This window comes from Exiguobacterium sp. UBA3968 (assembly GCF_002385115.1).
GTDB lineage: Bacteria > Bacillota > Bacilli > Exiguobacteriales > Exiguobacteriaceae > Exiguobacterium_A.
On sequence record NZ_DGCW01000005.1, the window covers coordinates 182,096 to 206,168 of the forward strand.

The window sequence follows — 24,073 nt, forward strand, 5'->3', positions numbered from 1 at the left end:
TTGTTAGGATTAAAGTACTTTGACTTTAGGCAAAATCCGTCTTAGTTCAAGGAATGGTGTCTTGTCATGCGTACTAATATCAGTAGGATCATATTGTTGTAAGAAGTCGATGACTTTTTTCGTGATCGGTGTTGGCGTCGATGCACCTGATGTGACGCCGACTTGCTGTACACCTTCAAGCCATGATAAATCAAGCTCCGTTAAATCGCCGATTCGATGTGCAGGAGTTCCTGCGATATCAAAGGATACCTGTGCCAAACGGTTCGAGTTGTTCGAACGTGGGTCACCGACGACGATGACGAGATCACAGTCTCCTGCTTGATCCGCTACCGCTTCTTGTCGGACTTGTGTTGCGTTGCAGATTTCATTGTGTACTTCCACATGCGGATATTTTTTCCGAACGTGTTCCATCAAAGCTTGGACATCCCATTGACTCATCGTTGTCTGGTTCGTGACGATGATTTTTTTATGAGCAAGCTGAGGAGGAAGTTCATCGATATCTTCGACTTTTTCGATGAGGTGAACATGTTCCGGCGCTACGCCGACGGCACCTTCAGGCTCCGGATGCCCATGTTTCCCGACGTAGATGACTTCGTAATCATCTGCGACGACTTGACGAATCAAGTCGTGGGTACGCGTTACGTCAGGACACGTCGCATCGACGACGTGTAAGTTCTTCTCTGCAGCACGAGCATAAACAGCAGGTGAAATACCGTGTGCTGTAAAGATGACCGTTCCCTCTTGAATCGTTTCTAAGGCTTCGAGGCGATCAGGACCATCAACAGTGATGACGCCCATGTTTTCGAACTCACGTGTGACGTGAGCATTGTGGACGATCATCCCTAAAATATGGATCGGACGTGGCAAATCTTTATTCAATGCCGCTTGTTGTGCAAGTTTCATTGCGTCGACGACACCGTAACAATAGCCGCGGGGGCTGATTTTTTTTACTAGCATAGTTGTAGATTCTCCCTTTGTGAAAAAGAATGATTAGTTAGAGTGTACCATTGATTGAAGCTGAATGAAAATAGAGGAGTCTGTTTCAGCCACAGAACATGCTATACTAATGAAGTTGTCAATTATTCAAAAGGGAGGCGAAGGGATGGAGTCAAAGAAAATGATGCGGTCGTATTTTTTCCAAATCACCGCCGTCTTATTCATCCTGATTTGTCTTGTCATTTCAGCGCTTGCCTTCACTGCAGACCGGGTCACGATTTCCCGAGTCGAACAACAAACAGAGAAACAGAGTGAAAAAAGTGTTGAAGTCTCTGGGAATGCGATTCGCGACAATGTCGGGAATTTGCATGAAGAAATCATGAGCTTGCAGTTGAATGTCAAAAACCCTAAAAAGTTGAGTCGGAAAATTGAGGAGTCTAAATTGTTAGACATTGATACAGGGTTTAAAAGTCTCTTTTATTTTGACCGAAAGACGAAACAAATCACCTGGTTCTCAAGCGATGATCGTCGAGTGGAGAATAGTACCATCCTAAAAGACGATGATTTTGTGCAAACGTTGACGAGTACGGATTTTCATATGAGCAAGCTATATACGATGGAGTCAGATGCTGTCACGTACATGTTCGTCCCGATTCGAGACGGCAATGAGCGTGTCGGAGTCTTTGGTGGTGGATTAAGCGTCATGAATTCGATTGTTTTTCGAAATTCACTTGAATCGTTCGACGATCAGACCATTGCTTACCTCTTCAATAGTAAAAAACAATTGTTAGCCACATCCAGTAATCTCGTGACAGATGAAGAGCGCGTATTATCGAGAAGTGTGGTTGACCGTGCTTTTAAATCGCTAGAACCTTCCGAGATTTTTAGTACGAATCAAGATATGTATTACTTTGCGAAAGATTTGAAAGTGACGGATTGGAAAATACTCGTTCGAACGCCGCGAAATGTTTTCTATGAACCGGTCTATACGACACGACAACAATATTTGATCATCGCGGCTTTAACGCTTGTCCTCAGTCTAATTGTCGGCTATTTGATGTCGAAGCAGTTGACCGCGCCGATGCTTGAACTTGTAAATAAAATCGAGAAAAGCACCTCACCCAAACCGATCGTTCTTGAGCGAGCGGGATCTAATGAGGTCAAGACACTCGTTGCCGCCTATAACGAGTATGCACAACGGATGGAAAATGCGCGTCTTGAGCAATTGAGTCAGCAACAAACGATGTTACATCAAGAAAAATTAGCATCGCTCGGTCAATTAGCAGCAGGAATCGCACACGAAATCCGTAATCCATTGACGCCTGTTAAGATGACCTTACAGTTGTTAGCGACGGAAAAAGATCGTAATGCAGAAATGCTCGTTCTTGCTTTATCAGAACTCGATCGGGCGAATGGTATGATTCAAACGATGCTCGATCTGTCAAAAGGTGAGAACAATGCGCTTCAAAAAACGACGATTGATATGAATGATTTAATGAAGAAATTGACATATATCCTCGAAGCTGAAGCGCATCATTACGAGGCGGACTGCAAGATTTATACACCATCCTTTATGCCGAAGATTTATGCGTCAGAAGAGGGAATCTTACAAATTTTAGCAAACTGTGTCCGAAATGCCCTACAAGCTGTTGCGTTTAAAGGACCGGACGGCATATGTCATCTGCATGTCCATGTCTATCCAGAAGAGGTCGTATTCATTGTTCAGGATAACGGAATCGGTATGGACGGAGATCAAATCGAACATGTCGGTCAAGCATTCAAAACATCGAAAGTCGACGGAAATGGACTTGGGATCTTCATGTCGAAACAAATCGTCCGTGATCATAAAGGGAAAATGATCTTTGATAGTAAGCCGGGCGTCGGTACGACGATTCAAGTTCACTTGCCACGAAAGGAGCAAATGGAATGAAATTCAATAAGGCCTGGTTATTCGTCCTGATTGTCTGGATTTCATCCGTTCTGTTCATTTCCAACTTGTTCGTCAATCCAGATCCTAGTCCACGACGTCATCTCGTTGGATTTACGATCGTGAATGATAAGCATGAGTTCGCACAACGGCTCGTAGATGCGTTTAAAACGCAGGCAAAAATCAATAAATACGAAGCGGTCGTCACGACTTCCCATAACTCACGCATCAATGAACGGGAGCAGATTCAAGAGTTCATTCGGATGAAAGTCGATGCGATCTTCGTGACGACACTAGATGACGTCTATATCGCTAATACATTAGAAGAAGCGGCTCGTGCCGGGATTCCGGTTTTTGCCATCGATCGATTGATTCGTTCCGATGCAGTCGTCAGTTCAATCACTTCAAATAATCAATTGATTGGGGAACAACTTGCATCATTCATTAAACACGAACGTATCAAGCAGACGGGACGAGCTACCGCCAATATCATTGAAGTCGCAGGGACAGCAAACGTCAATACAACGAATGAACGACACCGAGGATTTTTGACTGGTCTTGAGCGTGAGCCGGAACTTCAGATTGTCGAATCCGTGAATGGGGATTATGACCCCATCACTTCAGAAAAGGTTATGACGCAGGTGATTGAGTCAGGAATTCCGTTTGATGCCGTCTATTGTCATAATGACGATATCGCGCTCGGTGTCCTCGAAGCATTGAAAAAAGCAGGCATCAAAGGAAAAATAATTGTCGGCATAGACGGGAATCGTGCTATATTAGAAGCTGTTGACATGAAATCGATGGATGCGACGGTCGTCCAGAGTGCTGATGAGATGATGAAAGTCGCCTTCAGTGCATTGAAGCTTCATACGAAAAACAAAAAGATTCCAAATCGTTTTTATACGTACTCCTATCTGTATGACGGTAGTAGACCCATAACCATGTTGAACTAATCGAGAGGCAGATGCCTCAGCAAATAAGGAAAGGACGGTGTCAATTCATGAATGGATTCAGCCATTATCAATTACACCCGTTCGTCATCGAAGCACTCGATGACGCCCGCATCACAAAACCGACCGACATTCAGTCGCGGATCATCCCAGCTGCAGTAAAGGGGCGCGATATCATCGGTCAATCACAAACAGGAACAGGAAAAACGTTATCGTTCCTTCTTCCAATCGTTCAAAACGTCGATCCGAAGCTTCAAGAATTACAGGCGATCATCGTTGCTCCGACGCGTGAACTTGCTTGGCAAATCCATGAAGAACTAAAATCGTTACTCGTGAAAGAACCTGACTTCATCAAAACGAGTCTCATTACAGGTGGGATGGATCGCGAACGTCAAATTGGTCGTGTTAAAGTCTCGCCACAAATCGTCATCGGAACACCGGGACGTATTTTAGATTTATTCAAGGAACAAGCATTGAAGCCGCATTTCGTGAAGCACTACGTCATCGATGAAGCGGATCAAATGCTCGATATGGGGTTCTTGCCAGAAGTTGACCGGATTGCTCAAGCTCTTCCAGAACAGCTTCAGATGATGGTCTTCTCAGCAACGATTCCTGAGAAATTGCAACCGTTTTTGAAAAAATACATGAACAACCCGCGTTACGCCCATGTGGATCCGAAACAGCAGACAGCGAAGAAAATCGTTCACCATACGATTCCAGTCAAGCACCGTGAGCGCTCAGAGTTGACGCTAAAAGTCGCGAAAGCGTTGAACCCTTATATCTGTCTGATCTTTACGAACACAAAAGCAGAAGCAATCGAAGTCGAAGCTTTGTTCCTAGAAGCAGGACTTAATGTTGGTTCTCTTCACGGTGATCTCCCGGCTCGTCGCCGGAAACAAGCGATCAAGGAAATCAACGATGCGAAGTACCAGTATGTCATCGTGACGGATCTTGCTGCACGTGGAATCGATATTTCAGGTGTCTCACACGTCATCAACCACGGTATTCCGAAAGACTTGGACTTCTACGTTCACCGTGTTGGTCGGACAGGTCGTGTCGATCAAGATGGATTGGCGTACACGCTGTTTGAAGATCACGAGAACGGTATGATCAATCGCTTAGAGGATCGTGGCATTCAATTTACGAACGTCGATGTCAAAGGCAGTCAAATCGTCGAAGTCAAAGAACGCCGCCGTGCGAAGCCGCACATGAAGACTGCCGTCTCGAAGACAGCGCATAGTCGCCTTTCGGGTGAAGCAGCAAAAGCGAAAAAACGTGTTAAACCAGGTTATAAGAAGAAACATCAATATAAGCTGAAAGAAACAGCAAAACGTGAACGCATCAAAGAACAACGTGGTGTCGGTCGCGCGCAACGTAAAGAAAACGCCCGCAAATCAAAATAACTCCATTGATGACACCCGTGAAATGAAAAAACATTTTTCGGGTGTCTTGTCGTTTTCAAGATTTGGTACACTGTAAAAAGAGAAAGGTGGAAAACAACATGAAAATAGGTTCACACGTCTCCGTTTCGGGGAAAAAAATGCTGTTAGGTGCCAGTGAGGAAGCAGCGTCTTATGGTGCAACGACGATGATGGTCTATACAGGAGCACCTCAAAATACACGCCGTAAGCCGATGGAAGAGTTACGAATTCCGGAAGCGTTGCAACATATGAGTGCGAATGGAATTGAAGAAATCGTCGTACACGCACCGTATATCATCAACCTGGGGAATACGACAAAACCCGAGACATTCGAACTCGCGGTTTCGTTTTTAGGAGCTGAGATCAAACGAGCAGAAGCTCTAGAGAAAGCACGACACATCGTATTGCATCCAGGTGCGCATGTAGGTGCTGGGGAAGAGGTTGGAATCAAACGGATCGTTGAAGGACTCAATGAAGTATTGACAGGCGAAGAACAGGTGAAGATCGCGCTTGAGACGATGGCTGGAAAAGGATCGGAAATCGGAAAAACCTTCGAGGAACTTGCTCAGATCATTGAAGGCGTCACACATCATGATCGTCTGTCCGTCTGTCTTGATACATGCCACGTGCATGATGCGGGATACGATATCGTGCACGACCTAGATGGTGTTCTCGAACAATTCGACCGAATCGTCGGACTGGATCGTCTTGGTGTCATCCATGTGAATGACTCGAAAAATGTCCGCGGTGCGCGGAAAGACCGTCACGAAAATATTGGTTTTGGTGAGATTGGATTTGATGCCTTACACCGTGTCGTGCATCATCCTGCCCTGGCTCATTTACCCAAAATTCTAGAGACACCTTACATTGGTCTCGATCCAAAGAAAAAAGTAGCACCGTATAAACAAGAAATCGATATGTTACGTTCGGGTGCATTTGATGCAGACTGGCGTCTACCGATTCTAGGAGCACCGGTCGAATAACTCATAAAGGGGTGTCAGTGATGTGTCATATACTCGTCGTCGATGAGACTAATTTTGCGATACGACAAGCTGTTGTCCACTATTATGAAACAAAGGAACCGTTTTATTTGCCGGCAGATCTGGCAGAGGGAGAAGAAGTATTTCTTGCGACGTCTGATGGAATCATTGCGTATGCAGAAGTCTTGTTCACGGAGTATACGACACGTCCAGAGGATCCGTTTTGGTTGACCGTTGCTGACGATTCGGAAGGATCTTATGTATGTCTTGATCTCATCAGTGTGGATTTACGACATCCGTTACTTGGACGACCACTCGATCAACTTAGTCTTAAAACCGGACCAGTCGAAAGCGCGTTTCGCACACGTCTGCTTGATTCATGGCAGTATGGGTATTTCGAAACCGATGTGCTGACACTCGAACAATCTAAACAACGTCGAATCGAGCGCTTCAAGGAGCGGAATCATCTAGAACAAATTGCGCGTCAATGTGTTCATTGTGAGGAGTCTAGGCAGTCGTTACTCGAATGGCATTTGACATCAGAAGGATACCAGACGGTGTGTCCGACATGTCACCGGTGGTTACATCAACGGATGTTGCATGCTATGGATACGGCGGCGGCGACGGAAGAGAGTGAGTAAAAGCTTTTTCTATTCAAGCAGAGCTCGTATGACTGATCATCCAATCATTAAAACCTTAAAAGAATCAAAAAAACAGTTCTCTATCTGCGCTGGCAGTAAAGAGAACTGTTTTCATTTAGATTAGAAAAAGCGTTCTACTAAAAACAGATAGATTTTCATCCCAAGGAAGACACCAAAGATCCCGACGACGGCTGGGAAAACGGGTGGAGCAGGGATTGGTAATTTCAATGCGGTGAACACGACTCCGCAGATGACGCCTGCGAGAAGGGATAACAAGATTTGCTGAAGCATACATTTCGTCCTTTCTGCTGTAATCAGCATTTGAAGTAAAGTATATCTTAAATGTCAGGTGGCATTTTGATCAAGAATGACTTTGTCATCCTTCTTTTCGATTGTGATCCACTTTTGTTTCAATGGAGCTGTAAAACTTGGTTTTTGTTTTAATTTGCCGCTCGTATAATCTAGAATCAGCAACTGTGATTCGCAGCTCTGTTTTCCGTCTTTAACGTAATAATAGGATCCAGCGGCTGTCTGCTCACGCGCTTTGACATTATCAGCAAGGGCGAGGGCGAGACAATCCTTTAGATATTGTTTATGTTCTTCGTCCATAATCGGGAACAAGATTTCAATCCGTTTTCGCATGTTGCGTGTCATCCAGTCAGCACTTGACCCATACATCAAATCCTGCCCGTTATGATGGAAGTAGAAGATGCGTGAATGTTCCAAATAACGATCAACGATCGAGATGACGCGAATGTTCTCCGAAACACCTGGAATGCCAGGACGCAGACAACAGACGCCACGAACGATAAGTTCGACTTGTACACCGGCGCGCGATGCCTTATAGAGACGTAAGATGATGTCTTTCTCCGTTAAACTATTCATCTTGGCGACGATTCGTCCGTTTCCGTGTTTTTGATGATGATGGATTTCTTCATCAATCAATGACAGGAACTTCTCAAGCATCGCGTTCGGTGAAGTTTGGATGACGTTCCATTCGGGTTGTTCCCCGTATCCGGACAACCAGTTAAAGAAGTTTGTCGCATCTTCGGCGATTTCTTCTCGAGCCGTCAATAATCCGACATCCGTGTATAGTTTCGCCGTCGAATCATTATAGTTGCCGGTACCAAGATGGACGAAACGCTGAATCTTTCCTTCGTGGAGTCGGACGACGAGCGTGATCTTCGAGTGTGTCTTTAAATCACTATATCCGTAGATGACATGAGCGCCGGCTTTTTCTAGCTGCTTTGCCCACTCGATGTTCTTCGCCTCATCGAATCGAGCTTTGAGTTCGACGAGGACAGTGACCTGTTTCCCGTTCTCGGCTGCTGTTTTTAAGGCTTTAATGATCGGTGAGTCACCAGATACGCGGTAAAGGGTTTGTTTGATGGCAAGGACGTTCGGATCATTAGCCGCTTGGACGATGAACCGGACGATAGGATCAAACGTATGATACGGATGATGCAAGAGATAGTCGCGTTCCAGTAATTGATTGAACAGATTTTTTGAACTATCGAGTGCGGGTGGGTCGACCGGCATGATCGTCTGATAGATCAAATGATCATATTCAACACCGATTTGACTGTAGAAGGCGAAGGAGAACGTCAAATCAATCGGACCATCTACAGCAAAGATATCGCGTTCCTGCAAATCAAGTACATCACGTAGCATGTTGAGTAGCTCAGTATTGATGGCAGCTTTTTGGACTTCAAGTCGAATTGCTACCCCCCAACGCCGTTTTTTTAATTCCTTTTCGATTAACTTCAATAAATCGTGTGTCCCTTCTTCGTGAAACGGAAGGTCGGCATTCCGGGTGATCCGAAATGGCATGGCAGACAACACGCGATAGCCTTTAAATAAACTGTCAATGAAGGCGATGATGACGTCTTCGAGTAAAATGACAGCCGTCGTCTCGTCATCTTCTACCGGTAAATCGACGAATCGCGGTAAAACAGCAGGTACTTGTACGAGTGCCAAATTTCGTTTCGTCCCGTCTTCTGCTTCAAGAACCGTTGCGATGTTAAGTGATTTTGAAGACAACATCGGGAACGGACGATAGGCATCGACAGCAACAGGCGTGAGTACCGGAAAGACTTGTTCACGGAAAAAGGATTTTACATAGGTCGTTTGTTCTGAAGTCAGGGCGTCGTATTTTAAGAATGTAATGCCTTCATCTGATAACGTCTGATTGATTGCTTGAAATGCTTCGTATTGCCGATCGACTAACTCTTTTGTTTTCAACGCGATCGCACGTAACTGTTGTTTAGGTGTCATCTGTTGTTTATTTTCCGGTTTATTGAACCCAGCGAGCACTTCATCCTTTAAGCCACCGACCCTTACCATATAGAACTCGTCTAAATTGGAACTAAAGATACCGAGAAACTTAAAACGTTCCATTAATGGATTGCGTGTGTCAAAAGCTTCACCCAGTACACGTTCGTTGAACTGGAGCCAGCTGAGCTCACGATTATTGAAATGTTCCGGTATGTCGAGCTTCATGAAGGAAGATCTCCTTTCGTTTCGAAGGTAATCGTACAATCAATGATTCGTTCCAGGTGTTTCTTTTGTTTTTCGGCTTTTTCGACTTCAAATCCATAATCGTGATCGCCTGTATCGAGGACGAATTGGAGTTGGTCCTTTTTAAGGAACAGTTCCAAATGATCGACAGCTTTTCGTTCCGTCACGTCGAGGGCATGGCTTAACTTGAGTAAAGAACCGAGTAAGTCGAAGCGGTCCAGTGATTCTTCCGTGAACCATTCTTTGAACGGCTTTGCTAATTGTTGCATCCGTTTCGCTGAAGAATAGGAGCTGACAAGGGAGAGCGCAACGCGATCCTTGTGCGTCATGCCATTCATTTCGGTGTTCGTCAACAAATAAAACGTTTGGTCTGATCGCGTATCCGGATTAATGTATTGACCGCAATAAAACAAACGACTTGCGGAATCGAGGAGGCGTAAATCGGACGCTCGTTCTGATACCAGGTCTAACGTGACGAGTTGACGGTACATCGATTTAGCAAGTGTTCCGATATACGACGCACGATCACGATTGACCTTATAATCACTTTCAAGCTGATAGAGGCTCTGCTCACGTACGTTTTCAATCCGGCGGTATGCTTCGTCCTGCACGTCGAACTCGTAAACAAGACCTTCACGAAGACCGAGATTGCTCATGATGAATTCTTCCGCTTCGATGTGTTGAGCTAACCCTTGGATCGCAATCAATGCCGGCAGGAAAATATCGATTCGATCCTTTGATAACCCTTCGATTTTCGATAGCTGTTTCGCTGATTTCCCTTCCAGATCATCGACCATCTTCGCGAGTTCCTTCGCCTTGATTTGATATTGATGAACGCTCCGAAGCGGATAATCCTGATTGGATTGATGGATACGAACGAAGTTTCGGGCAGAACCACCGACACCGATTAAAGGAAGCTTTTTATCACTTAGCCATGGTATCGATTCGAATTGTTCCCGTAAGAATTTCACCAACTTCTTCTTATCACTTGCTCTAAGTGTCTCGTCGGAAACGAATTGCCGTGTCAATGTGACGGCGCCAAATGGAAAGCTATGATACGCTACCATCTCGCGATTTTCGATCAAGGTGACTTCCATGGAACCACCGCCGATGTCGACAGAAAACCCATCTGTCAGGAAGGTCGAATTTATGATAGCAAAATAACCATAGTATGCTTCTTGTTCGTCTGTTAGAACCTGAATGGAAAAAGGTGTGTTTTCAGTAACGGATTTAACAATTGCTTCTCGATTCGTCGCATTACGAATAGCAGCGGTCGCGACACAAATCGTCTCCTCGACCTCATGGGTGACACCGACTTCGTAAAATCGATGTAACGTTTCTTCGAGTAACGAGATGCCTGCGTCGTCAAGTGCTCCGTCTTTATTGATATGAGCAGATAAACGCGCGACGACTTTAATGTTAATCTTCTCGATGTAACGACCAGAAGCGATCGGATGGAAGATGACATAACGAATTGAGTTGGAACCGATATCGATAACTGCAAGTTCTTGTTTCAAGTGACCTCGACTCCTCTCTGCGATGCGTGCATTAAAAGATTTCCCTTCCTGAACAAGCCGGAAACAGCTAGTTTCTGTCTTTATTGTACCTTGATTATTTTCAAAGGAGGATAGGAAGTTGCTAGAGTTGCACCAATAATTAGCGAACGCTATAATAAGACAGTTGATTAAGACGTAATTATTCCGTTTTACGAAAACGGAAGGAGTGAAAATAAATGGAAACACCAATCATCGAGATTGATCAAGTCAGCTATGATTATCCAGATCGCCGGGTATTGAATCAAGTTTCGTTTCAGGTTCAACAAGGACAATTCTTAGCAATCGTCGGGGAAAATGGATCTGGGAAATCGACGCTGATCAAATGTATCTTAGGTTTATTGCAACCGAAAGGAACGATTCGCTTATTCGGACAACCCCAATCGCAATTCAATGAATGGTGGCGAATCAGCTATGTCTCGCAAAAAGCAGCTTCGTTTAACTCGGGTTTCCCGGTAACTGTCGCAGAAGTCGTCGAGATGGGGTTGTATGCTAAAAAAGGACTTTTTCGTCGTTTGTCACGCGATGATCGAGACAAAGTACGGACTGCCCTTGAAACAGTCGGAATGTGGGAACGCCGTGATTCAAAAGTCGGCGACTTGTCCGGCGGTCAACAACAACGCGTCTTCATCGCGCGTGCGCTCGTCAACGATCCAGACTTAATGATTTTAGATGAACCAACTGTTGGTGTCGATCAGCGATACGTGAAAGAATTTTATGAAATTCTTGAAGAACTGCGTCGAGATAAACGGCGAACGTTCGTCCTTGTGACACATGATATCCATTTCGTCAGCAAACTCGTCACGGATGTCATTCATTTGGTCGATGGACGTTTAGGTTGTAACTGTGGCATTAAAGAGTATTGGGAACTAGATGAACAGACGATCCGCTCCCTCTATCCAGTTCCGGGACGTGTCCTCGTTCACGAAGGGAAGAGTGTCCAATGATCGAAGCATTCATGACGTTAAAATTTTTACAGTATGCTTTAGTGGCTGCCATTTTAATTGGATTCACGGCCCCATTGATTGGCTCGTTCGTCGTCGTCCGGCGGATGAGCCTGATCGCAGATGCACTTTCGCACGTCACGTTAGCTGGGATTGCACTCAGTCTCTTGATTTCTGGTATGGTCGCGCAATTAGCGGACTTAAATCCACTGTACTTAGGAATCGTGACGTCGGTCATCGCGGCACTGACGATTGATTGGTTGCGCGCTAAATATAAGCATTTTCAAGAACTCGCGATTCCGATCATCATGGCAACAGGGATGGGGCTCGGTGCGACATTCATTAGTCTTGCGAACGGCTTTTCAATGGATCTCGTCTCCTTCTTATTTGGAACGGTTTCGGCTGTTGCCTTAACGGATGTGTACACGATTCTTATCGTGACGGTCGTGGTCGTCATCTTCGTCTTTGCCTTTTATAAGGAATTGTTGTTCCTCTCATTTGACGAGGAACAAGCACGTGTCTCGGGAATCCGACTTCGTTTAGTTCACATTCTCTTTATGATCGTCGTTGCGCTTGTGATCGCGATTAGTATGCGAATCGTCGGGATTTTACTTGTCTCGAGCTTAATCACGTTGCCGGTTGCGGCAGCACTTCGAATTGCAAAAAGTTTTAAGACGACGATCTTTTTAGCTATCATCTTCGGTGAGATTGCAACAGTACTTGGACTCATCCTGGCTTATCAGTTTGATTTAGCACCCGGCGGAATGATTGTCCTACTTGCCGTGCTCGAACTGATCATCGTCATGCTATTAGAACGTTTTTGGATAGGAGGTAAAATACATGAAGACGAACATCGAACAAGCGCGTGAACGAATGAAGGCTTCTGGGTTTAAAATAACACCGAAACGTCTGGATTTGCTATCGTATCTGTTTGAAGTGAATCGGTATGTCAGTGCGCGGGAAGTGGCAGAAGCTCTCCGGACGTCTCATCCTTCGTTAAGTTATGATACGATTTATCGAAACTTGAATGATTTTTCGGAAATCGACTTATTAGAAGTGACGGAATTAGACGGTGAGATGAAATATCGGGCTGCCTGTGCTTCCGGTCATCACCATCATCATTTGATATGCCGAATCTGTGGCAAGACGGAGACGTTGAATGTCTGCCCGATGGAGTGGATTTCACCCGCTCAAGAGACTGGTTTTGAAGTCGAAGATCATAAATTTGAAATCTATGGACGTTGTGCGAATTGTCAACGCTTGACGTCTTAAATAGAAGGGAACGTCCATTCGGGACGTTCTCTTTTTTGTTTTTATACGACTAGTCCTGATTAAAACGGGAATAGTCGAACAGAGGTGATGAGATGATGATTTATGATACACAGGAAGCACGACAAATTGATGAGTGGGCACGGACATCTGGGCTACCGCTCGAGGTGTTAATGGAGCGAGCCGGAAGTCAGATTGCAACACAGATTAAAACGCGCCATTCGAAGAGGGAACGAATACTAATTTTGTGTGGAACCGGCAATAATGGTGGGGATGGTTATGTCATTGGTCGCGAACTGATACGTGACGGATTCGATGTCACGCTATTCACTCCGTTTGGAAAGAGTCGTTCGGATATTGCAACGATTCATACTCATTATGCAGAAGCGTTCGGACTTGTAGCCGAAAAACCATGTGGTCGATATGATGTCATTTTGGATGCCTTATACGGTACTGGATTTGATCCAGGTCGGATTAATCCGGAATTCGAGGCGCAGTGTACATTCGTATCGGAACAAAAGCAGCAAGGAGCACGCATCTATGCAATAGATGTACCGAGCGGTGTGCCAACGGACCATACTATAGGATTCAAAGAGATAGCGATTCGAGCAGATGCGACATTTCAATTGCATGCGATGAAACGATCTACCTTTTTGATACGGACGGCACCGTTTTATGGAGAATCAGAAACGCTAGATATCGGATTACCGGCTTTTGGTGAATGGCGCGTCTCACCGAAGGATCTGGCTTCCTTGTTTAAGCGGGAACCATACGGTCACAAGGGGACATACGGAACGGCATTATTGATTGGAGGAAGTGACACGATGCCGGGATCCATTCAACTTGCGACACGGGCAGCCCTAAGAACGGGAGTCGGTAAACTACAAGTCGCGACGACGTCACTTGCGAAACAGGGGATCGTCGTCCAAGCACCGGAAGCGATGGTCGTGGACCAGACGTTACCGGCGATTCAGAACGTGCTATCTTCCATATCAGCAGTTGGAATCGGTCCTGGTTTATCGCAAGAAGTAGCCGAAACATGGGTGGATCATCTACTTGAGAGTGATTTACCGGTAGTATTAGATGCCGGAGCACTAATAAAAGAAAGTTACCCAGAACGAACCGCGCCGATCATCGTCACACCGCATATTGGCGAATTCGCTCGGATGACGAATCAGACTGTTGCAAGTATTCAAGATGATCTATTCGGTCAAGCAACTGAGTATGCCGTCTTGCATCAAGTAACTGTCGTTTTGAAATCCCATGTCATTTTAATCGCTAAACCAAATGGAGGTGGGTTTGTCATCTCTGGTGCATCGAGCGGTCTCGCAAAGGGAGGAAGCGGGGATACCTTGTTTGGAATTTTAACGAGTCTCCTTGCGCAACATCCATCAGGAGATGTCGAAAAAACGCTAGCGCTAGGAGCGGAGTGGTATGCGTGTGCTTCAAAACAAGTTGAACGACGATTACATCCAAGTAGTTTGTTAGCAACGGATGTCATCGAAGAGTTAGGACGATTTGGGTTATAGGACAATAAATGTTAGAGAAAAGTCTTCCACGACATGTATGAGGGAAGACTTTTCTTTTTAGGAAAGAATTGACACATTCGATACGATAGGAGTATCATCAAGCGATGTCGAAACCTATATACGAAAAAACTAATGGAAAGGAGGGAAATACATGGAGGACATTGTTCGGAAACAACAATGGTGGATCGGAAATTTTGCCCTTTTCATGATGCTTGTTGGCGCTTTAATCATTTATACGACGACGGAAGAGACGATCAAGAATGCATATTTAAGTCGTTCTGTCATTATTTCATTTTTAGTCCTCATGGGGATTTTTATTTTTTATATCAGTCGTCGTAAGATGGACGTGGTGTTGCAAACCCACTTATTGTCCTTGATGTTGCTCGTTGTTCCAATCACTTCGATTAGTTTTTTACCTTATGTGGCGGTCACCGTTTGGGCTAGCAGTTTTTTGTTTTTAATGATCGCTTTGATTTCGTATCAACGAATCATGATGTGGTACGCCATCATCATTGCCATCGCAACTAGTTTTTACGTCATGTGGAATGCCGATACCGTGACGGTGAAAATTGATCCGACTGATCATTATGGACGAATTGGCATGATTATAATTGGTGTTTCCATCGCCCTTGTCATCAATCACTTGCATATCCGTAATTTAAATCGTTTGAATGATTTGGCGATACAACTACACGATACGGCACGCTGTGACGAAGAAACAGGTGTTTTGAATCGTCAAGGATTGAACGAAGTCGATTTCCCAAGACCTGAAAAACAGCTCATTTTCGTCGGGATTCATTTAGAAAATTATTATGAGTTGGCACGGTATTTTGGAGAAGACATTCAGTCACAAGTGTTACGAGCATGTATTGAACGGCTCAAGCGAAAACTACCTCCTTATCAAGCGTTTGCTCGAATCGAAGCAGGAACGTTATTGATCGTCATGAAAAAGCCGGACAAGGTGGCATGTAAGGAAGCGATGGAAAAATTGAGTCAAGAAATTTCCATACCTTACGAAATCGAAGGGCATCATGTCTACGTCAACATATCCATCGTCATCGATAATGGAGAAGGGGCGACGGACAATCGGAAGCGTCGAGTACAGCAGTTATTGACTGCGCTACAGGAAGCCGCTCAACAAAATGAACGTGTGATGTGCATTGACCAAGCCTGGCGAAAGGATCAAGAATTGCGAGTCAAAGCAGCACAATCATTAGCACAGGCTAATATTGAAACGGACTTTCACCTCGTCTATCAATTGCAGTACGATGTTCGATCAGAACAATTCATTGGTCTTGAAGCATTGGTTCGCTGGAAGACCTCTTTGCAAGGAGCTGATCGACCATCCGTCTTCATCCCGATTGCTGAAAAAAGTGACTTGATGATTCGTCTAGGAGAATGGATTTTTGAGGAAGGGTGTAAGACGCGTAAAGCATTGATCGGTCTCGTTCCGGATGAATTTACCTTATCGGTTAACGTATCGCCACGACAATTGACGAGTGAGTCATTCATGCCATTCATTGAACGAACGCTACTCAAGTATGCACTAAAGCCGCAACAGATTAAGATCGAGATCACGGAAAGTCAGTCGCTTGATTTTGAGAGTCAATCGATTCATCGAGCGCTCAAGCGCATCAAAACACTCGATTTTCCAGTTTCTCTTGATGATTTCGGGACTGGTCATGCCTCGTATCACGTCCTCGAACGTTTATTACCGTTACGTCAATTAAAGATTCCAAAGCAATTCATTGAACAAATCGGAGCATCAGAGAAACGACAATCGATCCTTGAGTCGATTTTTCAATTGAGTCAGTCGATGCATGTCGAATGTATCGTCGAGGGGGTAGAGACGGGAGAAGAAGTACGCATTGCCAAAGAAATCGGGATTCATTTGTTCCAAGGCTACTTCTTCGCTAAACCGGTACCACTCGAAGAAATCATCTGTCTACTACAAAAAACGAATGAAGGAACGATTCATTAATACCTAAAAAGCCACTTCAGTCCGAACCTTTCGGAGAGAAGTGGCTTTTTCATACAGTATTTATGATTGGTACAGTCGATATTGATTTCGACCTTGTGTTTTTGCTTCATACAAAGCAATATCTGCTTGCTTGAAGACCGTTTCAGCGGGTTGATGATGAGCGTAAGCAATTCCAGCAGATACCGTGATCGATACAGCGTGATCCTGCATGACAAATGGCGTTTGTTGAACGGCTGCCACGATTGTTTCTGCTAAATGAATAGGTTCGTAAAGGTCACAATCTGGAATGATGACGATGAACTCTTCACCGCCATATCGACCAACCGTGATAGGTGCGGGACAATGTTCATTCAATACAATCGAAAAATGGCGCAAGACGGCGTCGCCGCCGGCGTGACCATGTGTGTCATTCACACTCTTGAAGTGATCTAAGTCAAACAAGATGACGCCCCAAGAAGCTCTGTTTTTTTCAAGCGTCGTGACCTTTTCCAAAATGACATGTCGATTCGCAAGCCTTGTTAATTGATCGGTCGAAGCGAGATAGGATTGATAAGAGTAAAGAACAAAATGTTGTTGCAGGAGTAGTGACAAACGATAAAACAAAAAGGCTCCGCCAATCGTTAAGATGAAATAAGGAATATAAATCGTCCTCCAGGCATCTACAGGGGAATTACTCGTAATCAGTCGCCAAAGAACAAGTAGAGAACCGACTGTCACGATGGCGGTAAAAAAATATCCTTGCCGTGTAATGAACCGACGACAAATAAATGACAGCATCAAAAAACCGAGTAGCGTCATGACAGAACTAAGTAAGGCATTTATAGAATCGCCATTATCGATTAAAAAACGATAAATCAAAAGCATTAATCCCGTCACTGTGATACTGATGTTACCACCGAATAAAGCGGATAAAGCGAGAGGTAATAAACGCAAATCAATCAGTGCGCCGTTTAAATCAATCGCATGATGCATAAGAAGAATACCGGTGATCCCATTAGCAAAACCAAAATACAGCCGAGTAGATATCATCGAGTCGGGTTGAATCGGTAAACGATCACGAAGCAGATAAAAGGCGAACGTAGAAACGAGAAAAATAATACAAATATTAACAAAAAAGATATTCACTGTAGCAAGCATCATGAAGCACTTCCTATTTTAAAATTTAAAACGAAAATCATTGTAAGATATCTCAGAGTTCAATAACATGAAAAACGGAAAAAACAGCCTAATCGGCTGTTTTAACGAATCGGTGCAAATTTTTGAATCTCTTGAACAGCCTCATTCCATGAAGCGACACGAATAACATTATTCGGTACGGCTTTACGGTTATAAGGTGCGTCGAACAAAATCACAGGGATGAATGTATCTTCTGCAATCTGCACAGCATTCTCTAATCGATCTTCCATAAACAAATCGAGTGATAAATCACGGACGACTTGTACTTTGTCGTGTGATCCCGTCATGATTAAGGAATCAAGAGGAAGTTCATGTTGTTTGATCCACTCTTCAGTTACAGGACGAACGAGTTCCGATCGTGCTGTCACGTAATGGAGATCATATTGCTTCCGCAAATTCCATAAGTGGTGGCGAACATGTTCTTGAGGGATGGACTCACGATAAATTCCTGACTCGTGACCGGAGTTCACCATGTAGTCCCAAAATTCGATTTGATTCATATCCGTATACGTATGCAATTCATATTCAGACGCCTGATTGAAGTCAATCGACGTTCCGAGATGTTTATTCATGTAAGTGAAGCAAGAGGATGGATGTGTGATCGTTCCATCGATGTCGATTCCAATTTTCATTTACAGTCACCCACGTTCTAAGAATTTTTCTTCACTTAGTATAACATAGTCGAAATCGAGATACGAAAAAAGACTCCTCATCAAAGAGGAGCCCTATCTTATACGTGATTTGCTTTTTCGGCTTCTTTTTCAGCCTGTTTTTCGAGGACGATGGCATCGATCTCTTTTTTCAATTCTTCGACCATTGTTGCTTCTGGTACTTTACGAATGATTTCTCCGTGGCGGAACAACAATCCTTCGTTGCGAGCGCCGGCGATACCGATATCGGCTTCACGTGCTTCACCAGGACCGTTGACTGCACAACCAAGAACAGCAACTTTGATGTTCGCTTGGATATTTTCGATATAGTCTTCGATTTCTGCAGCGATCGACATCAAATCGATTTCGATCCGACCACATGTTGGACATGAGATCAATGTCGCAGCGTTGGCTGCGAGACCAAATGATTTCAAGACTTCTTTTGCGACTTTTACTTCTTCGACAGGGTCCGCTGAAAGAGATACACGAACCGTATTTCCGATTCCGCGTGAGAGGATCGCTCCAAGTCCTGCTGCTGATTTTAATGAACCAGAACGAAGTGGACCCGATTCCGTAATCCCTACGTGAAGTGGATAGTCAAACGATTCAGAAGCAAGTTGATATGCTTCAAGCGCCAACTGTACGTCTGATGCTTTCAATGAAACGATGATGTCATGGAAGTCGAGGTCTTCAAGGATCTTGATGTGGTGCAAAGCACTTTCGACCATACCACGTGCTGTTGGATAACCGTATTTTTCGAGAATGTGCTTTTCGAGTGAACCAGCGTTTACCCCAATACGGATTGGGATGTTTTTCGCTTTTGCTGCTGTCACGACGGCTTCGACTTTTTCGCGGCGACCGATATTACCTGGGTTGATCCGGATTTTATCGACGCCAGCTTCGATCGCCATGAGCGCGAGTTTATAGTTGAAGTGGATGTCTACGACAAGCGGGATGTTGATTCGGCTTTTGATTTCTGCAAGTGCGAGCGCATCACGTTCTTCTGGACAAGCGACGCGGACGATTTGGCAACCAGCTTCTTCAAGACGTAGGATTTCAGCGACTGTCGCTTCGACGTCGTGTGTTTTAGTTGTCGTCATACTTTGGATGATGACTTCATTATTTCCACCAATGACAAGGTCCCCTACACGAACGGGACGAGTCTTAGAGCGATGGACCATTTTCGGCATATCGAAAATCTCCTTTTGTGGCATACCGCCATATTGTTTATGTTTACCTTTTCTATCATATCGAACTATTCCCTAAAAATCGAGAAACAAGAACGAAAATCGAACATTTACAATTGTTTAATGAAAGTAAGGCGTCCGTCAATCCGTCGGACGCCTGATTTTGATACTCATCGAGATTTACGTGACGCGCGGGGTTTCGGGGAACGGGCGATCCATAATGGCACCAACGTGTAAACGAAGTGCCCGAGGATAAGTAAAGCGACTCCTATTTGATGATGCCCCAATTGGTAAAGAAGCATGCCAAGGGGGAAGGTCCATAGATTCGTTGCAACCGTGTAAGGGAACGTCTGACGATATGCCCATGGGCGGGGGAGTAACAGACGAACGAATCCTTTCGTCAAATATGCCATCAAGAGCAAATACAGTAAGACCGCAATAGCGATGAAGATGAAGTGGAGAACGAACCAAATCACGATTGGAATATCTTTTTGTAAAAAGAAGGAATCGATGATCGTCGTCCATAGTGAAATCCAAGCCAATCCACAGAAATACAAAGAAACATCTGATAGACGAAGTCGTAAAAACGAGCGGTTTGGAATTAATGAAGTTTGTAAGTAATTAATGAGTTGACGTAAAAAAGACAAGAATATCACTCTTTCCATTGTTTTATAACAGATTTTTTGGTTTGTCTATTTGTTCATAAATAAAGGAATTATTGTAGTGGTACAGATTAATAAAACCTTAACAATTGGATATCGGGAAAACTGTTTACAAGTTCATTAGACCTTTACATAATAGGGGGGTCGAAAAAATAAACTTTACAAACACATCAATCCACATCAAATAAAGGAGCTGGCAAGATGAACTATGATTTGCAGGAAATGATTTTTACCTTCATCGGTGGACTTGGGATTTTCCTTTTCGGTATTAAGTATATGGGAGATGGTCTCCAAAAAACAGCGGGAGACCGATTACGTTATATCCTCGATAAGTATACGACGAATCCACTATTAGGTATCTTAGCAGGTATCGTCGTCACGATATTGATTCAATCGTCATCCGGTACGACTGTCATCGTCGTCGGACTCGTGAGTGCAGGTCTGATGAATTTACGACAAGCAATTGGTGTCGTCATGGGAGCGAACATCGGTACGACGATCACGGCCTTTATCATCGGGTTCAATGTTAAAGAAGCGGCACTTCCGGCAATCGCCATTGGTGCTTTCTTGATCTTCTTCTTCAATAAAGAACGTGTTCAGTATATCGGACAGATTTTCTTTGGTTTCGGTGCATTGTTTTACGGCCTCACATTGATGGGGGACGGGATGGCTCCGCTCGAATCAAGTGCCTGGTTCCGAGAGTTGACTGTCTCGATGTCGGATAACCCATTGCTTGGTGTATTCGTCGGAACTATCTTTACAGTTCTTGTTCAGTCGTCATCTGCGACGATTGGTATCTTACAGGAGTTGTATGCTGGTGACATGATCGATATCAAAGCGGCACTACCGGTCTTGTTCGGTGATAACATTGGAACAACGATTACGGCAGTACTTGCAGCACTTGGTGCGTCGATCGCAGCCAAACGGACAGCCGCCGCACACGTCATCTTCAATATCATCGGAACAATTTTGTTCTTGATCGCATTACCAGTGTTCTCAAGCTTCATCGCATGGATTACAGATGCGCTTGGTTTAGAACCGAAAATGCAAATTGCTTTTGCACACGGAACGTTCAATGTCGTCAACACATTGATTCAATGTTGGTTCATCGCACAAATCGCATGGCTCGTTCAAAAAATCGTACCAGGTACGGATACGACGATCGATTCAAAACCGCGTCATCTCGATCAAAACATCTTAAATCAATCTTCTGCGCTTGCCTTAAACCAAGCGAAACTTGAAGTTTTGCGTATGGGTGAATTCTCAAAAGACGCACTTGCAAAAGCACACCGTTACACGCAATCGCATGATAAAAAAGATGTTTCAGAATCCGAGCAGATTGAATATGCGATCAACTACCTGAATACAGAAGTGACGAGTTATCTCGTTAAAATAGCAGCACATGATTTATCAGAACGTGAATCAAACGATCATTCGTTATTGATGCACGCCGTCAATGACTTTGAGCGGATTGGTGATCATGTTGAGAATATCGTTGAATTAATCGACTTCCAGATCGTCAACCGGATTCAGTTCACCACATCTGCGAAGCGAGAGCTTGATGAGATGTATGTCCTGACACAAGAAATCGTCGCTTGTGCGATTCGCGCCGTCGAAGAAGACGATGTCACGCGGGCACGAAAAGTTCTTGAACTTGAAGGGAAACTTGATGCATTCGAACGTTCATTCCGTAAACAGCATGTACTTCGCGTGAATGCTGGTGAATGTACAGGACAAGCGGGAATGATCTTCGTCGACTTACTTTCAAACCTTGAACGAATCGGCGATCACGCTGTGAACATCACGGATCTCGTCCTTGAACAGCGGACAGCATTAATGAACTAAGCGTAGACTTATTTTAAAACAGCTGATTTCGAAAAAAATGAAATCAGCTGTTTATTTTTTTGAAATAGCATATTGACAAGTTTCGTCACATCTCGTAATCTAATAAGAGTAAGAAACATACATCATGGCGGTGTAGCTCAGCTGGCTAGAGCGTACGGTTCATACCCGTGAGGTCGTGGGTTCGACTCCCTCCGCCGCTACTATTACTTAAGGACCCTTAGCTCAGCTGGTTAGAGCTGACGGCTCATAACCGTCCGGTCGCAGGTTCGAGTCCTGCAGGGTCCATTTGGTTGAACGCTTCTCGTTGCAAACGGGAAGCGTTTATTTTTGTTCGCTCGGGGAATAGTAAAGGTATTGTAATAATATTCATACTATAGTAACTAAGGGAGAGCGAAGAGAGATGGAACGTAACCATACGATGATGCAGTTTTTCGAGTGGCATGTAGAGAATGATGGAAAGCACTGGCAACGTTTGAAAGAACGAGCGCCTGAATTGCGTGCTGCTGGCATCACGTCCGTGTGGATTCCCCCAGCATCGAAAGGTCAGTCGGATGAAGATACAGGATACGGCATCTATGATGTCTATGACTTAGGCGAGTTCGATCAAAAAGGAACGGTCCGGACGAAATATGGCACAAAGGATGAACTGGTCGAAGCAATCGAAGTTGCCCATGAGAACGATATCGCTGTTTATGCGGATGTTGTCATGAACCATAAAGCTGCAGCAGACGAACTCGAAACGATTAAAGTAGTGGAAGTCAATCCAGAAGACCGATCGAAAGAAATTTCAGAAGAGTTTGAAATCGATGCGTGGACGAAGTTTACTTTCCCAGGTCGTAATGGAAAGTATTCGGATTTCGTCTGGACACACGAATTCTTCAATGGAACGGATTTTGACGCGCGCGAAGAAAAAACAGGGATCTTTAAGATTTCCGGAAATAATAAAGATTGGAACAACCAAGTAGATGATGAGTTCGGCAATTATGATTACCTCATGTTTGCAAACATCGACTACAATCATCCGACGGTACGGGAAGAAATGATCCGTTGGGGACACTGGTTCAAGGACACGATCGATTGCCAAGGCTTCCGTCTTGATGCAATCAAGCATATCAACTATGAATTTGTCCGTGAATTCGCGAAATCGATGATGGAAAGCAGCGAAGGCGATTTTTACATGGTCGGCGAGTTTTGGAAGTCAGATCTCGACGATTGCCGTCATTTCCTAGACAGTGTCGACTACACGATTGATTTGTTTGATGTTCCGCTTCATTATAAATTCCATGAAGCTTCCAAGCAGGGAGAAAAATTTGATTTAACGACATTGTTTGCGGATACGCTCGTCGAGTCGCATCCGACGAATGCCGTGACGTTCGTCGACAATCACGATTCACAGCCTGGCGAGTCGCTAGAATCATGGGTGGATGACTGGTTCAAGCAACATGCCTATGCAGCGATCTTGTTACGTAAGGACGGATATCCATGTGTCTTTTACGGGGATTACTATGGCGTCCAAGGACCGACCCCTGTCGAAGGAAAAAAAGAGATGATCAATGCCCTGCTCTATACGCGCTATCATAAAGCATACGGAGAACAACAGGATTATCTTGATGACCCGCACTGTGTAGGCTGGGTTCGTCTTGGTGTCGATGAAATCGAGAACTCAGGTTGTGCCGTGTTGCTTTCGAACGCCGACATGTGCGAGAAACGCATGTTCGTCGGTGAAGAGCGTGCGGGTCAAGAATGGTTCGACTATACAAACCATCAAGATCATCCAGTCGTGATTGACGAAGAAGGATTTGGTGTCTTCCCGGTTCCGGGCGGAGGCGTCTCTGTTTTTGCTCCGCAAGAAGTCGAGTAAATCCGAGGGTCTTGACTTGCGTCAACACAGGTACTTTTGCTAGT

The 24,073-nt window shown here is 44.5% G+C and carries 20 protein-coding genes and 2 tRNA genes; 14 read left to right on the forward strand and 8 right to left on the reverse strand.

Annotated features, from left to right (window positions below; all coding sequences use genetic code 11):
• Nucleotides 1–9: 9 nt before the first annotated feature.
• Nucleotides 10–957: a 4-hydroxy-3-methylbut-2-enyl diphosphate reductase gene (locus B3S86_RS02580; RefSeq protein ID WP_035409199.1), complete on the reverse strand. Its 948-nt coding sequence runs from the start codon at nt 955–957 to the stop codon at nt 10–12.
• A gap of 145 nt (nt 958–1,102) precedes the next feature.
• On the opposite strand from B3S86_RS02580, the gene B3S86_RS02585 reads away from it, so the two are divergent.
• The 5 genes from B3S86_RS02585 (at nt 1,103) to B3S86_RS02605 (ending at nt 6,855) form a co-directional block, all read left to right on the forward strand.
• The gene (locus tag B3S86_RS02585) at nt 1,103–2,866 is read left to right on the forward strand and encodes a two-component system sensor histidine kinase NtrB (protein WP_035409197.1); all 1,764 of its coding nucleotides are present in this window, start codon (nt 1,103–1,105) and stop codon (nt 2,864–2,866) included.
• The gene (locus B3S86_RS02590; RefSeq protein WP_056060147.1) at nt 2,863–3,816 is read left to right on the forward strand and encodes a sugar ABC transporter substrate-binding protein; all 954 of its coding nucleotides are present in this window, start codon (nt 2,863–2,865) and stop codon (nt 3,814–3,816) included. Before B3S86_RS02585 ends, B3S86_RS02590 begins: the two co-directional genes overlap by 4 nt.
• Nucleotides 3,817–3,863: 47 nt before the next feature.
• Nucleotides 3,864–5,216: a DEAD/DEAH box helicase gene (locus B3S86_RS02595; protein ID WP_035409194.1), complete on the forward strand. Its 1,353-nt coding sequence runs from the start codon at nt 3,864–3,866 to the stop codon at nt 5,214–5,216.
• 98 nt (nt 5,217–5,314) lie between these two features.
• The gene (locus B3S86_RS02600) at nt 5,315–6,217 is read left to right on the forward strand and encodes a deoxyribonuclease IV (protein ID WP_035409192.1); all 903 of its coding nucleotides are present in this window, start codon (nt 5,315–5,317) and stop codon (nt 6,215–6,217) included.
• A 20-nt stretch (nt 6,218–6,237) separates the two neighbouring features.
• On the forward strand, nt 6,238–6,855 hold the full coding sequence (locus tag B3S86_RS02605; protein ID WP_056060149.1) for a hypothetical protein: 618 nt from the start codon (nt 6,238–6,240) through the stop codon (nt 6,853–6,855).
• 120 nt (nt 6,856–6,975) lie between these two features.
• Here the strand turns inward: B3S86_RS02605 and B3S86_RS02610 are convergent, their stop codons facing one another.
• The 3 genes from B3S86_RS02610 to B3S86_RS02620 are packed head-to-tail and all read right to left on the reverse strand — an operon-like array spanning nt 6,976 to nt 10,889.
• Nucleotides 6,976–7,146 (reverse strand): XapX domain-containing protein, encoded by a 171-nt coding sequence (locus tag B3S86_RS02610; protein WP_023467523.1) that lies wholly within the window; start codon nt 7,144–7,146, stop codon nt 6,976–6,978.
• A gap of 54 nt (nt 7,147–7,200) precedes the next feature.
• Nucleotides 7,201–9,354 (reverse strand): RNA degradosome polyphosphate kinase, encoded by a 2,154-nt coding sequence (locus B3S86_RS02615; protein ID WP_035409188.1) that lies wholly within the window; start codon nt 9,352–9,354, stop codon nt 7,201–7,203.
• The gene (locus B3S86_RS02620; RefSeq protein WP_290748849.1) at nt 9,351–10,889 is read right to left on the reverse strand and encodes a Ppx/GppA family phosphatase; all 1,539 of its coding nucleotides are present in this window, start codon (nt 10,887–10,889) and stop codon (nt 9,351–9,353) included. Before B3S86_RS02620 ends, B3S86_RS02615 begins: the two co-directional genes overlap by 4 nt.
• 215 nt (nt 10,890–11,104) lie before the next feature.
• Here B3S86_RS02620 and B3S86_RS02625 point away from each other — a divergent pair, with 215 nt between their 5' ends.
• From B3S86_RS02625 to B3S86_RS02645, 5 genes are all read left to right on the forward strand, one after another.
• Nucleotides 11,105–11,872 (forward strand): metal ABC transporter ATP-binding protein, encoded by a 768-nt coding sequence (locus B3S86_RS02625; protein ID WP_035409184.1) that lies wholly within the window; start codon nt 11,105–11,107, stop codon nt 11,870–11,872.
• Nucleotides 11,869–12,738 carry a metal ABC transporter permease gene (locus B3S86_RS02630; RefSeq protein WP_290748854.1) on the forward strand — a complete coding sequence of 290 codons (870 nt, stop codon included), beginning with the start codon at nt 11,869–11,871 and terminating at the stop codon, nt 12,736–12,738. The genes B3S86_RS02625 and B3S86_RS02630 overlap by 4 nt, the downstream gene beginning before the upstream one ends.
• Nucleotides 12,710–13,141: a Fur family transcriptional regulator gene (locus B3S86_RS02635; RefSeq protein ID WP_290748857.1), complete on the forward strand. Its 432-nt coding sequence runs from the start codon at nt 12,710–12,712 to the stop codon at nt 13,139–13,141. Before B3S86_RS02630 ends, B3S86_RS02635 begins: the two co-directional genes overlap by 29 nt.
• A gap of 95 nt (nt 13,142–13,236) precedes the next feature.
• On the forward strand, nt 13,237–14,667 hold the full coding sequence (locus B3S86_RS02640) for a bifunctional ADP-dependent NAD(P)H-hydrate dehydratase/NAD(P)H-hydrate epimerase (RefSeq protein ID WP_035409177.1): 1,431 nt from the start codon (nt 13,237–13,239) through the stop codon (nt 14,665–14,667).
• Nucleotides 14,668–14,818: 151 nt separating this feature from the next.
• Nucleotides 14,819–16,648: a bifunctional diguanylate cyclase/phosphodiesterase gene (locus B3S86_RS02645; RefSeq protein ID WP_290748860.1), complete on the forward strand. Its 1,830-nt coding sequence runs from the start codon at nt 14,819–14,821 to the stop codon at nt 16,646–16,648.
• Nucleotides 16,649–16,708: 60 nt separating this feature from the next.
• Here the strand turns inward: B3S86_RS02645 and B3S86_RS02650 are convergent, their stop codons facing one another.
• From B3S86_RS02650 to B3S86_RS02665, 4 genes are all read right to left on the reverse strand, one after another.
• Entirely contained in the window at nt 16,709–17,788 is a 1,080-nt protein-coding gene (locus B3S86_RS02650) for a GGDEF domain-containing protein (protein ID WP_290748863.1), read from the reverse strand.
• A gap of 98 nt (nt 17,789–17,886) precedes the next feature.
• Nucleotides 17,887–18,456: a 5' nucleotidase, NT5C type gene (locus B3S86_RS02655; protein ID WP_231496878.1), complete on the reverse strand. Its 570-nt coding sequence runs from the start codon at nt 18,454–18,456 to the stop codon at nt 17,887–17,889.
• Between the two features lie 98 nt (nt 18,457–18,554).
• A complete protein-coding gene (gene ispG / locus B3S86_RS02660; RefSeq protein ID WP_035409173.1) occupies nt 18,555–19,664 on the reverse strand; it encodes a flavodoxin-dependent (E)-4-hydroxy-3-methylbut-2-enyl-diphosphate synthase in 1,110 nt (369 codons plus the stop codon).
• A 167-nt stretch (nt 19,665–19,831) separates the two neighbouring features.
• On the reverse strand, nt 19,832–20,317 hold the full coding sequence (locus tag B3S86_RS02665) for a hypothetical protein (protein WP_290748867.1): 486 nt from the start codon (nt 20,315–20,317) through the stop codon (nt 19,832–19,834).
• A gap of 207 nt (nt 20,318–20,524) precedes the next feature.
• Between B3S86_RS02665 and B3S86_RS02670 the strand changes: the two genes are divergently transcribed.
• The 4 genes from B3S86_RS02670 to B3S86_RS02685 all read left to right on the forward strand — a co-directional run bounded on the left by B3S86_RS02670 (nt 20,525) and on the right by B3S86_RS02685 (nt 24,029).
• Complete coding sequence (locus B3S86_RS02670; RefSeq protein ID WP_035409170.1) at nt 20,525–22,168, forward strand: Na/Pi cotransporter family protein; 1,644 nt, start codon at nt 20,525–20,527, stop codon at nt 22,166–22,168.
• 126 nt (nt 22,169–22,294) lie between these two features.
• A tRNA-Met gene (locus B3S86_RS02675) sits at nt 22,295–22,368 on the forward strand.
• Nucleotides 22,369–22,379: 11 nt separating this feature from the next.
• Nucleotides 22,380–22,453 (forward strand) — tRNA-Ile (locus B3S86_RS02680).
• 115 nt (nt 22,454–22,568) lie between these two features.
• Complete coding sequence (locus B3S86_RS02685; RefSeq protein WP_035409168.1) at nt 22,569–24,029, forward strand: alpha-amylase; 1,461 nt, start codon at nt 22,569–22,571, stop codon at nt 24,027–24,029.
• Nucleotides 24,030–24,073: the final 44 nt, after the last annotated feature.

What these genes read in the sequence shown, in the direction of transcription:
- B3S86_RS02605 (WP_056060149.1), top strand. Translation starts at nt 6,238, where the DNA reads ATGTGTCATATACTCGTCGTCGATGAGACTAATTTTGCGATACGACAA.
- ispG (WP_035409173.1), bottom strand. Translation starts at nt 19,664, where the DNA reads ATGCCGAAAATGGTCCATCGCTCTAAGACTCGTCCCGTTCGTGTAGGG.
- B3S86_RS02630 (WP_290748854.1), top strand. Translation starts at nt 11,869, where the DNA reads ATGATCGAAGCATTCATGACGTTAAAATTTTTACAGTATGCTTTAGTG.
- B3S86_RS02650 (WP_290748863.1), bottom strand. Translation starts at nt 17,788, where the DNA reads ATGATGCTTGCTACAGTGAATATCTTTTTTGTTAATATTTGTATTATT.
- B3S86_RS02640 (WP_035409177.1), top strand. Translation starts at nt 13,237, where the DNA reads ATGATTTATGATACACAGGAAGCACGACAAATTGATGAGTGGGCACGG.
- B3S86_RS02615 (WP_035409188.1), bottom strand. Translation starts at nt 9,354, where the DNA reads ATGAAGCTCGACATACCGGAACATTTCAATAATCGTGAGCTCAGCTGG.
- B3S86_RS02645 (WP_290748860.1), top strand. Translation starts at nt 14,819, where the DNA reads ATGGAGGACATTGTTCGGAAACAACAATGGTGGATCGGAAATTTTGCC.
- B3S86_RS02655 (WP_231496878.1), bottom strand. Translation starts at nt 18,456, where the DNA reads ATGAAAATTGGAATCGACATCGATGGAACGATCACACATCCATCCTCT.
- B3S86_RS02590 (WP_056060147.1), top strand. Translation starts at nt 2,863, where the DNA reads ATGAAATTCAATAAGGCCTGGTTATTCGTCCTGATTGTCTGGATTTCA.
- B3S86_RS02595 (WP_035409194.1), top strand. Translation starts at nt 3,864, where the DNA reads ATGAATGGATTCAGCCATTATCAATTACACCCGTTCGTCATCGAAGCA.
- B3S86_RS02600 (WP_035409192.1), top strand. Translation starts at nt 5,315, where the DNA reads ATGAAAATAGGTTCACACGTCTCCGTTTCGGGGAAAAAAATGCTGTTA.
- B3S86_RS02585 (WP_035409197.1), top strand. Translation starts at nt 1,103, where the DNA reads ATGGAGTCAAAGAAAATGATGCGGTCGTATTTTTTCCAAATCACCGCC.
- B3S86_RS02670 (WP_035409170.1), top strand. Translation starts at nt 20,525, where the DNA reads ATGAACTATGATTTGCAGGAAATGATTTTTACCTTCATCGGTGGACTT.
- B3S86_RS02580 (WP_035409199.1), bottom strand. Translation starts at nt 957, where the DNA reads ATGCTAGTAAAAAAAATCAGCCCCCGCGGCTATTGTTACGGTGTCGTC.
- B3S86_RS02685 (WP_035409168.1), top strand. Translation starts at nt 22,569, where the DNA reads ATGGAACGTAACCATACGATGATGCAGTTTTTCGAGTGGCATGTAGAG.
- B3S86_RS02625 (WP_035409184.1), top strand. Translation starts at nt 11,105, where the DNA reads ATGGAAACACCAATCATCGAGATTGATCAAGTCAGCTATGATTATCCA.
- B3S86_RS02635 (WP_290748857.1), top strand. Translation starts at nt 12,710, where the DNA reads ATGAAGACGAACATCGAACAAGCGCGTGAACGAATGAAGGCTTCTGGG.
- B3S86_RS02610 (WP_023467523.1), bottom strand. Translation starts at nt 7,146, where the DNA reads ATGCTTCAGCAAATCTTGTTATCCCTTCTCGCAGGCGTCATCTGCGGA.